General features: G+C 70.0%; 9 protein-coding genes and 1 pseudogene. All 10 read left to right on the forward strand.

The features are described from left to right. Positions 1-327, forward strand: a 327-nt coding sequence (locus VGR06_RS05200) for an HNH endonuclease signature motif containing protein (protein ID WP_327557800.1), incomplete at its 5' end; no start/stop codon positions are given. A 425-nt stretch (positions 328-752) separates the two neighbouring features. Beyond that, positions 753-1,694 (forward strand): ABC transporter ATP-binding protein, encoded by a 942-nt coding sequence (locus tag VGR06_RS05205; RefSeq protein WP_327557801.1) that lies wholly within the window; start codon positions 753-755, stop codon positions 1,692-1,694. Beyond that, positions 1,691-2,473, forward strand: coding sequence for an ABC transporter permease (locus VGR06_RS05210; protein WP_327557802.1), 783 nt, complete (start codon positions 1,691-1,693; stop codon positions 2,471-2,473). Before VGR06_RS05205 ends, VGR06_RS05210 begins: the two co-directional genes overlap by 4 nt. Continuing rightward, complete coding sequence (locus VGR06_RS05215; protein ID WP_327557803.1) at positions 2,470-2,991, forward strand: hypothetical protein; 522 nt, start codon at positions 2,470-2,472, stop codon at positions 2,989-2,991. The genes VGR06_RS05210 and VGR06_RS05215 overlap by 4 nt, the downstream gene beginning before the upstream one ends. Positions 2,992-3,062: 71 nt before the next feature. Then, positions 3,063-6,233, forward strand: a complete 3,171-nt coding sequence (locus VGR06_RS05220) for an efflux RND transporter permease subunit (protein ID WP_327557804.1) — start codon at positions 3,063-3,065, stop codon at positions 6,231-6,233. Next, on the forward strand, positions 6,220-6,681 hold the full coding sequence (locus VGR06_RS05225) for a hypothetical protein (protein ID WP_327557805.1): 462 nt from the start codon (positions 6,220-6,222) through the stop codon (positions 6,679-6,681). The genes VGR06_RS05220 and VGR06_RS05225 overlap by 14 nt, the downstream gene beginning before the upstream one ends. A gap of 30 nt (positions 6,682-6,711) precedes the next feature. Further along, complete coding sequence (locus tag VGR06_RS05230; protein WP_327557806.1) at positions 6,712-9,834, forward strand: efflux RND transporter permease subunit; 3,123 nt, start codon at positions 6,712-6,714, stop codon at positions 9,832-9,834. 73 nt (positions 9,835-9,907) lie between these two features. Further along, on the forward strand, positions 9,908-11,410 hold the full coding sequence (locus VGR06_RS05235; RefSeq protein ID WP_327557807.1) for a BTAD domain-containing putative transcriptional regulator: 1,503 nt from the start codon (positions 9,908-9,910) through the stop codon (positions 11,408-11,410). Positions 11,411-11,543: 133 nt separating this feature from the next. Continuing rightward, positions 11,544-12,233, forward strand: a complete 690-nt coding sequence (locus VGR06_RS05240; RefSeq protein ID WP_327557808.1) for a response regulator transcription factor — start codon at positions 11,544-11,546, stop codon at positions 12,231-12,233. A gap of 9 nt (positions 12,234-12,242) precedes the next feature. Then, positions 12,243-12,880: pseudogene (locus tag VGR06_RS05245) on the forward strand (hypothetical protein); the annotation flags it as partial.

Below are 12,880 nucleotides of genomic sequence, written 5' to 3' on the forward strand. Positions count from 1 at the left end.
TCCGTCCCGCTGGACCTGGGCCGCAAACACCGCCTCGTCAAACCCCACCAGCGCCGCGCGCTGATCGCCCGAGACCGGGGATGCGCCTTCCCGAGCTGCCACCTCCCACCCCGCTGGACCGACGCCCACCACGTGATCCATTGGAAAGACGGAGGACCTACGGACCTGCACAACTTGGTGCTGCTATGTCGCCGCCATCACCGGGTGATCCACCACTCCCACTGGGACATCCGCATGATCAACGGACTCCCCCACTTCCTGCCCCCAAGCTGGCTCGACCACACCCGCACACCCCGCCGCAACACCCTCCACACCCAGCACTTATAGCCAGGCTTCCGGCCAATCCGGCCCCTCACACCTGCACGCCTCCCGCACCCCATGGTGCAAACACCCGCCGGCTGCGCGCCTTCTCCTCGGCTGCCGCGGCGCGCGCGGGCAGGGGCAGGGCGACCGCCCTGCCCGCGCTTTGGCGCTGCCCAGGGGTCGCAGAGGCTCCGGGGGTCAAGGGTCGCGGCCAACCTCTACCAACAGCGCACCTCGAGGCGTCTGGCCGCGATCGGCGAAGCCGACGCCGCAGGCGCCCTTGAGGCCGGAGGGGCGACCCCGCACAATGCGCGCCGCGGCCACCCCGAACTACAGCACCCAACCAACACCCCCGAAATGCAGCACCTTGAGCCGAACCAGAACTAGACGACCCAGGCCCCGAACCTCGTTCTTATCGACTTCTCATGGCGCGCTGGTCCACTGGGGACATGGTGGGTGCGTTGGAGGTCGAGGGGCTCACGAAGGTGTTCGGCCGCCGGGTCGCGGTGGACGGGCTGAGTTTCACCGCGCGGCCGGGCGAGGTGGTGGGGTTGTTGGGGCCGAACGGGGCGGGGAAGACGACCACGATCCGGCTGCTGAGCACCGTGCTCAAGCCTACGGACGGACGGTTTGCGGTGGCGGGGGTGGAGTCGACCGAGCCGGCGCGGATTCGGCGGCGGGTGGGGGTGTTGCCGGAGAGTTCGGGTTATCCCGGGTATGTGACCGGCACCGACTACCTGGTGTATCACGCGCGGCTCTTTGGGGTGGAACGGCGGGCGGCGGCGGAGTTGGCCGGGAAGCTGATCGCGGGCGTGGACCTGGCCGAAAGGGCGGGGTCGCGGATCTCGACGTACAGCCGGGGGATGCGGCAGCGGTTGGGGGTGGCGCGGGCGATGGTGAACGACCCGGATGTCGTGCTTCTGGATGAGCCTACGTTGGGGCTGGATCCAGCGGGGCAGCGGCAGATGTTGGGGATTGTCAGGCGCATCGCCGGTGAGCGGGGGGCGACGGTGGTGTTGAGCACGCATATGTTGCATGAGGTGGAGCAGGTGTGTTCGCGGGTGCTGATTCTGGACGGCGGGAAGGTGGTGGTTTCGGGGACCGTCGACGAGGTGACGAGGGCGGTGGCGGTGCAGCGGTCGGGGCGGTTGCGGGTGCCGCCCGGACTTGTGGAACGGGCGCGGGAGGTGCTCGACGACGTCAGCGGGGTGAGTTGTGAGGTGACGCGGGAGCGGCCGGACGTCATCACCGTCAGGGTGGCGGGGGCGGGGGACACGAACACCGCGCTTGCCGCGGTGCTGGCGGCGCGGGTGCCGGTGTTGGCGTTCGAGGTGGATGGGGCGCGGTTGGACGACGCTTTCCTGGCGTTGACGCGAGGGGAGCCGCGATGACAAAGGGGCCGAGTTGGCGGGTGGTCGCGGTGCAGGAGAGCCGGGATCTGTGGGTGAGTGGGCGGGGGCCGGTGCTGCTGTTCGCCTACAGCGTGCTGCTGAGTGTGATCAGTTATCTGGCGGGGACGAATCAGGTGCTGAACTTTCTTGAGCAGCGGGAGGCGGTGAACCTGACGCTGCAGGTCGCGGTGACGGTGGGGGTGCTGGTCACGTTGCTGGTCAGTGCCGACGCGGTGAGTGGGGAGCGGGAGCGGGGGACGTTGGAGAGTCTCCTTCTCACCCCGATGTCGCGGCGCGGGATTTTGGTCGGGAAGCTGACCGCGGCGTTGAGTTTGTGGGGGGCGGCGTTTCTGGTGGGAATTCCTTATCTCTGGGTGCTGGGGCGCGGGGTCGAGCTGGTGGGTAAGGCGCTGGTGCTCGGGGTGGCCGTGGGGACGGTGCTGGCGGTGGCGCTGGCGGCGTTCGGGTTGCTGGTGAGTGCGGTGTCGAATTCGAACAAGGCGAGTTTGGCGGTGAGTTTTCTCGTCCTGCTCGCGCTGTTCGCGCCGGCGCAGTTGCCGCCGATGCCGACGAGCTGGATCGGGGACGCGATCACCCGGGTCAACCCGCTGGGCTCGGCGACGACGTACCTCAGCGCCGTTCTGGTGAAAGGGCACGACTGGACCCGGGACCTGTCGTATCTCATCTCGCCGGTGGTCGCGTTGCTGGTCGCCGGTGGGCTGCTGGTGGCGGTCGGGCCGCGGTTCGTCCGGCTCATCGGAGGGGTGAACGGATCATGAGAAGGTGGTGCGCGGCGGCGATCGTCATCACCGCGCTGGCCCTGCCGCAGGGCGTCGCGGCGGCGCAGGATGCCGGGATGGAGATCACGCTGGACCAGTCCCACGTCACCACCAGCGTGGGGCGGGTGCTGACGCTCGAGTCGCGGATCCTGAACCGCGGCAGCGCGCCGAGCGCGCCGATGCTCGCGCATGTCAACGTGGCCAGCGTCGACGGCGGCTATGTCGACCTGGAGGACTGGTCGGCCGAGGTGACGCAGCGGGTGGACGCGTTGCAACCCGGTCAGGATGTCACGCTGACCTGGGATCTGCAGGCGGTGAACGCGGGAAGTTTCCACGTTTACGTCGTGCTGCTGCCCAATTCCGGTCCGCTGGTTCCGAGCGCATCAACCCGGGTCGACGTGGGACAGAAACGTAATCTCAATGCCGGTGGAGTTCTTCCGGTGGCCATTGCGGTCCCGCTCATCCTCGGGATCGGCGCGGCCGCCATTCGCTATCGGGTGCGCCGCCGAACGGCGTAATCAAGCGGCTCATTGAGCGGGCTGTGAGCGGCTGTGAGCCCGCTATGACCCGTGCCCGTCATTCTTCGGCAATGCTGCGATGGATCGTGGGGTCAAGCCAAAAATACCGCCGGCTGGTGCTGGCCATTGCGGTCGCGCTCATGGCATTCGGGTTCGTGCTGCTCCGGGACACCTCCGTGGAGGCGCTGCCCGAGTTCGGCCCGGTGCGGGTGGACGTCCAGGTGGAGGCGCTCGGGCTGTCCGCGGAGGAGGTGGAGAACCTCATCACCAACCCCATCGAGAACGAGTTCTTCAACGGTATTCCATGGCTGGCGAAGCTCGAGTCGCGCACCATTCCGGGGCTCACCTCGATGGAGATGACGTTCGAGCCGGGCACCGACCCGATCCGCGCCCGACAGGTGGTGCAGGAGCGGCTGACCATGGCCCCCGCCCTCCCCCAGGCCTCGTCGCGGCCCCCGCTCGTGGTCCAGCCGCTGAGCTCCACCGGCCGGCTGATGATGATCGGGCTGTCCTCCAAGGACAAGTCGCTGATCGACATGTCGCTGCTGTCCCGCTGGACGATCGCGCCGCGCCTGCTCAGCGTGCCGGGCGTGGCGAACGTGGCCATCTGGGGGTTCCGGGACCAGCAGCTGCAGGTTCAGGTCGATCCGTCCAGGCTGATGCGCAACGGCGTCACGCTGGACCAGGTGCTGCGCACCTCGGCGAACGCGCTGTGGTCCTCGCCGCTGACGTTCGTCGAGGCGTCCACACCCGGGCTCGGCGGCTTCGTCGACACGTCCAACCAGCGCATCGAGGTCCAGCACAACCAGCCGATCCAGACGCCGGCGGAACTGGGCAAGGTGACGATCGAGGGAGCCGAGGACCGGGGTCTGCACCTCGGCGACGTGACCTCGATCGTCCAGGACAACCAGCTCCTCATCGGGGACGCCGTGGTCAACGACGCTCCCAGCCTCATGCTGGTGGTGGAGCGCTTCCCCGGCAGCTCGGTCTCCGAGGTGACGAAGAACGTGGAGGCGGCCCTGGACGAGTTGAAGCCGGGCCTGTCCGGCGTTCAGGTCGACACGAGCATCTACCGGCCGGCCTCGTTCGTGGAGAAGATGGTCGGCAATCTCAGCACCACGCTGATCATCGGCGCGATCCTGCTGCTGCTGGTTCTGGGCGCCATGCTCTTCAACTGGCGCACGGCGCTGGTCAGCGTGGTGACGATCGCCGCGTCGGTGGCCGTCACCGTGCTCGTGCTGTCCTGGTTCGGAATCCCGCTCAACCTGATGTCGCTGGCCGGGCTGGTGATGGCGCTGGCCGTGGTCGTCGACGACGCCGTGGCCGGCGTGGACAACGTTCGGCAGCGGCTTCGGGAACGCCACGAAACCCAGTCCGCGGCACCGGTGCCGGACGTGATCCGGTCGGCGGTCATCGAGATGCGCGGCCCGCTGATCCTGGCGGCCGCGATCGCGGCGGTCTCGGTGGTGCCGATCTTCATCCTGGACGGGGTCCGCGGCGCGTTCCTCACGCCGGTCGCCACGGCGTTCCTGGTGGCCACCGCGGCCTCGCTGGTGGTCGCGGTGACGGTCGCACCCGCGCTCGCCACCCTGGTGCTGTCCCGGGAGTCGCTGCGGCACCGACCGGCCCCGCTTGCCGACCGGCTGGAGCGGGCCTACGCGCGGCTGCTGCCCCGCCTGCTCCGCCGGCGCAGCTGGTCCTACGCGATCGCCGCCATCCTGGTGGTGGCGGCCGCCGCGGCGCTGCCCTTCCTCGGCGCGCGGCCGCTGTCCCCGACGCTGCACGAGCGCGACCTGCTGATCTCCTGGGAAACCGCGCCCGGCACGTCCCGCCAGGAGATGGACCGGATCACGGCCGCGCTCACCGGCGAGCTACGCGGCACACCCGGGGTGCGCAACGTCGGCGCACACTCCGGCCGGGCCCTCGCCTCCGACCAGGTGGTCAACATCAACTCGGGCGAGGTGTGGCTCTCCATCGATCCCGGAGCCGACTACGACAAGACCATCGCCGCGGTCCAGCACGTGGTGGACGGCTACCCGGGCGTGCGCAGCGACGTGTCCACCTACTCGGACAAGCGGATCCGGGAGGTGTCGACCCGGGGCGCGGCGCAGGACCTGGTCGTGCGCGTCTACGGCAACAACTACGACGTGCTCAACAGCAAGGCCCAGGAGGTGCTCGGCATCATCCGGGGAGTCTCCGGGGTGACGGAGCCACGGGTGAACACGGCGCAGATCGCGCCGACGGTGCAGATCGAGGTGTCGGTCGAGAAGGCCGCCAGGTACGGGCTCAAGCCCGGTGAGGTGCGCCGCCAGTCGGCCACCCTGGTCGCCGCCATCGTCGCCGGCAACCTGTTCCACGACCAGAAGGTGTTTCAGGTCGTGGTGTGGGGCGTCCCCGAGGTGCGGCAGAACGTGGACACGATCAAGAACCTGCTGATCGACGCACCGGTCGGTGGACCGGGCGGCACACCGACCCAGGTGAAGCTGTCCGACCTGGCCGACGTCCAGGTCGTGCCGAAACCGGAGATGATCTGGCATGACCAGGTGTCCCGCAGCCTCGACGTGGTCGCCAACGTCCGCGGGCGGAGCCTCTCCGCGGTCACCGGCGAGGTCAAGGACCGGCTCAGGAACGTCACGTTCCCGCGCGAGCACCACCTGGAGGTGCTCGGCGACAGCGCGGCCGCGGCCGCCACCGACCTCCGGGTGTGGACGTACGCCGTCGGCGCCGCGATCCTGATCTTCTTCCTGCTGCAGGCCGGCGTCGGGTGGCGGCTGGCGGCGCTGTACTTCCTGCTGATCCCGGTCGCGCTGGCCGGCGGTGCGCTGGTGGCCGTGCTCGCCAGAAACAGCGTGTCGGTGGTCGCGCTGCTGGGCCTGCTCACCGTGCTCGCCGTGGCCGTTCGGGGCGGCATCCTGCAGATCAGGCTTTACCAGCGGCTCGAACAGACTGGCGCTACGCCGGCGAGCGATGGAAGCAGCCGGCCGGCCGGCGAGGAGCTCGTGGTGGCCGGCGCCCGGCAACGGTTCGCTCCGGGCGTGACGGCGCTGCTGGCGACCGGGCTGGCCCTGATCCCGATGGTGTTCTTCGGCACCGTCGCGGGCCTGGAGACCGTCGTGCCGCTGGCCTGGATCGTCCTCGGCGGCCTGGTCACCACGGCCGTGGTGAACCTGTTCGTGCTTCCCGTTCTCTACCTGCGGTTCGCAGGGACCCACAAGGAGGTGGCCGGCGATGCGCGGTCATGACCGACGGACCCCATGGCTGGCGGCGGCCCTGATCACGTTGGGGCTGGGCCTGACCGGCTGCGGCTCGAACGAGTCCAGCGGCCCGGCGTCCGGTGCTGAGGAGTCGCCGGCGAAGGTCGAGGCGGTAGCCGGCAAGGACGTCAAGAGCGTGACGCTGTCCGAGCATGCGGAGAAGCGGCTCGGTGTCGAGACGGTTGCGGCTGCCGCGGTCCAGCAGGGCAGGTCCGTGCCGTACTCGGCGGTGTTCTACACCCCGGACGGCTCCGCCTGGGTCTACACGGTCACCACGCCGCGCACCTATGTCCGGGAGAAGGTCGTGGTGGCGAACGTGGGTGGGGCCGACGGAACCGAGGCGTTCCTGTCCGAGGGCCCGGCGGTGGGCACGACGGTCGTGACGATCGGCGCCGTCGAGCTGTACGGCGCCGAGATCGGGGTCAGCGAAGAGTAACCGTCCACTGAGGACATAGGGGCCGCAATCATGATGCGCTGGATCATTGGCACGAGCCTGAGGTTTCGGGCACTCGTCGTCGTCGGGGCCTCGATGCTGATGTTCTTCGGCGTCCTGCAGATCCGCGACATGCCGGTCGACGCCTTCCCCGAGTTCGCGCCCCCGCAGGTGGAGATCCAGACGCTGTGCAGCGGCCTGTCCGCGCGCGATGTGGAGGAGCTGGTCACCGTCCCGATGGAGCAGGGGCTCGCCGGGATCGAGGGCCTGTCGGCCATGCGGTCCAAGTCCGTCACCCAGCTCTCGTCGATCATCATGATCTTCGACCAGGGCATCGACCTGATGAAGGTCCGGCTGCTGATCCAGGAGCGCCTCACTGCGATCACCCCCAGGCTGCCCCGCTGGGCCAACCCGCCGTTCATGATCCAGCCGCTGTCCTCCACCAGCCGGGTGATGAAGATCGGACTGTCCCAGCCGGACAAGTCCGACGGCGCCCTGGTCGACATGGCGTTGCAGGCGTACTGGACGATCCGGCCGCGCCTGATGCGGGTGCCGGGGGTGGCCAACGCGGCCATCTGGGGCGACCGCTGGCACGTCAAGCAGGCGCTGGTCGACCCGGAGAAGATGAAGCAGCACAACGTCACCATGGCCGAGGTGATCGACGCCGCCGGGGACGCCATCGACGTGGGTCAGCTCAAGTTCCGCGGCGGATTCGAGATCGGCACCGGCGGCTGGGTGGACACGGCGAACCAGCGCCTCCAGGTGCAGCACCAACTGCCCCAGCTGTCCGGCCAGCAACTGGCCGAGATCCCGATCGCCGTGGGAACCGGCCGCCCGGCGGTGTACCTCAAGGACGTCGCCGAGATCCGGGACGACATCATGCCGCCGACCCTGCTCGGCGGGGACGCGGTGATCGACGACGGCCTCGGCATCATGATGATCATCGAGAAGCTGCCGTGGGCCAACACCCTCGACGTGACCCACGGGGTCGAGGAGGCGCTCAAGGAGTTCGCACCGGGCCTGCAGGGGATCAAGGTGGACACCGAGATCTTCCGGCCCGCCACCTTCATCGAGAACGCCGTCCAGAACCTCAGCCGGGCGCTGGTCCTCGGGTTCGTCCTCGTGGTGCTGATCCTGATCTTCTTCCTGTTCGAGTGGCGGGTCGCCCTGATCAGCACCATCACCATCCCGCTGTCCCTGGTGGCCGCGGCACTGGTGCTGGACTGGACGGGGGCCACCATCAACACGATGATCCTGGCCGGGCTGGTGATCTCCCTGGGGGTCCTGGTCGACGACGCGATCATCGACATCGAGAACATCGTGCGGCGGATACGCCAGCACCGCCAGGAGGGCGGCGACCGGTCCACCGCGTCGATCATCCTCGAGGCGTCCCTCGAGGTGCGCGGACCCATCGTGCACGCGACCGCGATCATCCTGATGTCCACCGTCCCGGTGTTCCTGCTGGCCAGCCTCACCGGCTCGTTCTTCCGGCCGCTGATCCTCGCCTACGGCCTGGCGATCCTGGCCTCGCTGCTGGTCGCGCTGACCGTCATCCCGGCGCTCGCGCTGATCCTGCTGCGCCGGGCGAAGATCGAGCGGCGCTCCTCACCGCTGGTGCGCTGGCTGCAGCGGGGCTACACCGCGTTGCTCGCCCGCATCATCCCGCGGGCCAAGGTGGCGTACGCGACCGTCGGCGTCGTCCTGGTCGCCGGGATCGCCGTGGTGCCGCTGCTCGGGCAGGACCTGTTCCCCGCGTTCAAGGAGCGGGACTTCCTGATGCACTGGATCACCCAGCCCGGCACCTCCCGGGCGGAGATGGTGCGGATCACCACCCAGGTGAGCAAGGAGCTGCGGGAGATCCCCGGGGTGCGCAACTTCGGCGCGCACATCGGGCAGGGCACGCTGGCCGACGAGATCGTGGGCATGAACGCCGGGGAGAACTGGATCAGCATCGACCCGGACGTCGACTACGACGAGACGGTGGCCAAGATCCGCGAGGTGGTGGAGGGCTACCCGGGTCTGCAGACCGACGTGCAGACCTACCTCAAGGAGCGCACCGAGGAGGTGCTCTCCGGCGCCAGCGAGCCCATCGTGGTCCGGCTGTTCGGCGACGACCTGACGACGCTCCGCGAGAAGGGCGACCAGGTCAAGGACCTGATCGGCGGCATCGACGGGGTGCTGGACACCCACGTGACGCTGCAGACCACGGTGCCTCAGGTCAACGTCGAGGTGGATCTGGCCAAGGCCTCGCAGTACGGGATCAAACCCGGTGACGTGCGGCGGACCGCGGCCGCGTTCATCACCAGCGAGGAGGCCGGGGACATCTGGCGCAACGGCAAGAACACCGAGCTGCACGTGTGGAGCGTGCCCTCGGCCCGCAACAGCGTGGAGGCCGTGCGCAACCTGCTGATGGACTCCTACGACGGACGCAAGGTCCCGGTCGGCGAGCTGGCCGACGTCAAGATCATCCCCACGCCCAACCAGGTGCTGCGGGAGAACGGGTCGCGGCGGATCGACGTCGGTGCCAACATCGCCAAAGGCAGGGCGCTGGGCGACATCGCGGCCGAGGTACAGCGGCGGCTCGCCACGGTCGACTTCCCGACCGGCTACCACGCGCAGCTGATCGGCGAGTACAAGGAGGCGCAGGCCGCGCAGAACCGGCTGCTGCTCTTCGCCGGCATCGCGCTGCTCGGCATCCTGTTCATTCTGGCCACGGCGTTCAACAGCTGGCGGCTGGCCCTGCTGGTGCTGCTCACGCTGCCGATGGCGCTGGTGGGCGGGGTGCTGGCGGCCTACCTCGCCGGCGGCGTCCTCTCGCTGGGCTCGCTGGTCGGGTTCTTCACCGTGCTCGGCATCGCCGCACGCAACGGAATCCTGATGGTCAACCATTTCCAGCATCTGGAGCGGGAGGAGGGGGTGACGTTCGGCCGGGAGCTGGTGCTGCAGGGCGCCCGGGAGCGGCTGGCGCCGATCCTGATGACCTCGCTCGCCGCGACGCTGGCCCTGGTTCCGCTCGCGGTCGCCGGCAGCCTGCCGGGGCACGAGATCGAGCACCCGATGGCCATTGTGATCATTGGCGGACTGGTCACCTCGACGCTGCTGAACCTGTTCGTCACCCCGTCGCTGTACCTGCGCTTCGGCGGGCCAAGAAATTGACAGCCGAAACAAAACAACCACTAGGGGAGATTTACCGGGTAAGCGCGAACGACCCGTCGGAGGGGGACGTGTCGTGGACTTTCGTTTACTCGGTGCCGTCGAGGCCTGGTCGATGCAGCACCGCGTCGACCTCGGGCCGCCCAAGCAGCGGTTTCTGCTGGCCGTACTGGCGTTGCAAATTAACCAACTGGTCCCGATGGAGCGGCTGGTGGATCTGACCTGGCCGCACGCGCCCCCACCGACCGCGCAACACGCGATTCATGTTCGCATTTCGCAACTGCGCGCGGCACTGGCTGAGGAAGAAAACGGCGGCGGCGGTATTCGGATTCTGACCCGGGGATCGGCGTACGTGTTGCAGGCCGATCCGATGTGCGTCGACACGCACCGATTCCGGGCGCTCGTCACGCAGGCACGGGCGTGCGCCGGCGACGCGGAGAAGGTGGTGCTGTACCGGCGGGCGCTGGGCCTGTGGCTGGGCCCGCCGCTGGCCGACGTGGCCGGGCCCGAGGTGGTCGACCGGCTCTGCGCGGGCCTGGAGGAGACCCGGCTGCTCGCGCTGGAGGACTGCCTGGACGCGGAGCTGCGGCTGGGCCGGCACCGGATCGTGGTGGACGAGCTGGCCGAACTGGTCCGCCAGCACCCGTACCGGCAGCGCCTGCTCGGCCAGCTCATGCTGGCGCTGCACCGCGCCGGCCGCGCGCCGGAGGCGTTGCGCGCCTACCAGCTCGCCCGCAACCGGATGATCGACGAGCTCGGCCTGGAGCCGGAGGCTCCGCTCAAGCAGCTGGAAACCGCGATCCTGTGCTCCGACCCGGCGCTGGAGCTCGCCGAGCCGCAGCCCGGCGCCGTGCCGAACCCCCGGCTGCCGGCGACCAACGGGCACCGGCCGGCCATCGAGACGGTCGGCCTGTGCCGGCGGTTCGGCCACCGGACGGCGGTCGGCGACCTCGACCTGACCGTCCACAGCGGAGAGATCCTCGGCGTGCTCGGCCCGCCCGGCGCCGGGAAGACCACGCTCGTCCGGCTGCTGAGCACCCTGCTGGCGCCGACCTGCGGCTCGTTCTCGATCGCCGGCGTGCCGTCCAGCCGGCCCGAGGAGATCCGCCGCAAGGCCGGTGTGCTGCTGGGCGGTGCCCGCCATCCCGGGCACCTGACCGGCCACGAGTTCCTGACGTACCAGGCCCGGCTGTTCGGCACGCGGCGGCGGGACGCGTCGCGGCTGGCCGACCGGCTGCTCGACGAGGTGGGCCTGACCGCGCACGCGTCGGCCCGGATCGCCGGCTACGGCCGGGACCTGGACCAGCGGCTCGCCCTGGGCCGGGCCCTGGTGAACGAGCCGTCCGTGCTGTTGCTCGACGATCCGGCAGCCGGCTTGGACCCGGCCGCGGCCGGGAGGATGCTGGACCTCGTGCGGCGCATCGGCACCGAGCGCGGCGCGACCGTGCTGCTCACCACGCCCCGGGTGGCCGAGGTGGAGCGGATCTGCGGGCTCATGGTCCTCCTGAACGAGGGCGTGATCGCCGGCTCCGGCCCGGTCGGTTCGCCCGGCGGCGAGCTCGGTCGGGAGGCCCGGTGAGAGGTCAAGGACCGAGCGGGCCGGCGGTGTCTTCCCGGACGAGCAGCGCAGGTCCCGAGCGCCAGCGAGGGACCGAGCAGCGCAGGAGGGAAGACACCGCGTCAAGGCCCGCTCACGCGAGCGGAGCGAGCAAATGAACACCGCCCCGCGGGTGCTCGTCGTCGAGGATGAGCCGGCGCTGGCCGGGGCGCTGACCGACGGGCTGCGGCAGGACGGGTTCGCCGTGGAGAAGGTGGCCGACGGGTTGGTCGCCCTGGACACGTGCCTCAGCCGGCCGTTCGACGTGATCGTGCTGGACCTGATGCTGCCCGGACTCGCCGGGCTCGACGTGTGCGCGCGGCTGCGGCGGGCCGGGGTGAGCACGCCGGTGCTGGTGCTGACCGCGCGCAACGGGGAGCGTGACCAGCTCAGCGCGTTCCACACCGGCGCGGACGACTTCCTGGCCAAGCCGTTCTCCTACCGGGTGCTGCTGGCCCGGCTGCACGCGCTGCTGCGGCGCAGCGGTCCGCGGGTGGCGACCACGCTGACCGCCGGCGACCTCGTGCTGGACCGCGCGGCCCGGCGGTGCACCCGCGGCGCGGTCCCGATCGAGCTGACGCCGCGCGAGTTCACCCTGCTGGAGCTGCTGATGTCCCGCGCCGGCAAGGTGATCACGAAGCGCCAGGCGCTGGACGAGGTGTGGGACCTGGCGCTGGGCGAGGAGTCCAACGTGCTCGAGGTCTACATCGGCTACCTCCGGCGCAAGATCGACCTGCCGTTCGGCCGGCGCGCGATCGGCACCGTGCGCGGCGCCGGCTACCGGCTCGACCCCGATGGTGGCTGAGGAGGTGCGATGAAGGGGGCCTTTCTCACGCCCAGTGCGAGGAAGGCCGCCTTCATCGCACTCGGGCGGCTCACCATCCGGGTGCGGCTGACCGCGCTCGCGGTGCTGATCGTCGCCGTGGGGCTGGTGGCCGGATCGGCCATCGTGCTGGCGCTGGTCGAGGAGAACCTGCTGGCGGGCGCGGAGAATGCGGCGCGGCAGCGGGCTTCGGACACCGCCGCGCTGGTCGCGGCCGGCGCCGTCTCGTCCACAGTGGACAACCGGCTGGTGCAGGTGGTGGACCGCGGCGGGCAGGTGCTGGCGGCGAGCCCCGAGTTGCGCGGCCGGCCGCCGCTGCTGTCCGCCTGGCCCTCCCCCGGCCCACTGGTGGAGACCGTGACCGCGACGGCGGACGGCGAGCCCGGCGAGTTCCTCGTCGTCGCGGTCCCGACCACAATTCCTCTGGGGGCAAGCCCCCAGACCCCCGAGGAGGCTCAGCCCCCACACCCACCGTCCTCCCTGGGGGCAAGCCCCCAGACCCCCGAGGAGGCTCAGCCCCCACACCCACCGTCCTCCCTGGGGGCAAGCCCCCAGACCCCCGAGGAGGCTCAGCCCCCACACCCCCCTTTGGACGGAAAACCGGTGGCGGTGTACGCGGCCAGCTCGCT

It is taken from the genome of Actinophytocola sp., from assembly GCF_036002505.1.
Classification (GTDB): Bacteria; Actinomycetota; Actinomycetes; order Mycobacteriales; family Pseudonocardiaceae; genus DASYTH01.

Coding starts and splice junctions, on each gene's coding strand:
- VGR06_RS05215 (WP_327557803.1), top strand. CDS start 2,470: ATGAGAAGGTGGTGCGCGGCGGCGATCGTCATCACCGCGCTGGCCCTG.
- VGR06_RS05230 (WP_327557806.1), top strand. CDS start 6,712: ATGATGCGCTGGATCATTGGCACGAGCCTGAGGTTTCGGGCACTCGTC.
- VGR06_RS05240 (WP_327557808.1), top strand. CDS start 11,544: ATGAACACCGCCCCGCGGGTGCTCGTCGTCGAGGATGAGCCGGCGCTG.
- VGR06_RS05205 (WP_327557801.1), top strand. CDS start 753: ATGGTGGGTGCGTTGGAGGTCGAGGGGCTCACGAAGGTGTTCGGCCGC.
- VGR06_RS05210 (WP_327557802.1), top strand. CDS start 1,691: ATGACAAAGGGGCCGAGTTGGCGGGTGGTCGCGGTGCAGGAGAGCCGG.
- VGR06_RS05220 (WP_327557804.1), top strand. CDS start 3,063: ATGCTGCGATGGATCGTGGGGTCAAGCCAAAAATACCGCCGGCTGGTG.
- VGR06_RS05225 (WP_327557805.1), top strand. CDS start 6,220: ATGCGCGGTCATGACCGACGGACCCCATGGCTGGCGGCGGCCCTGATC.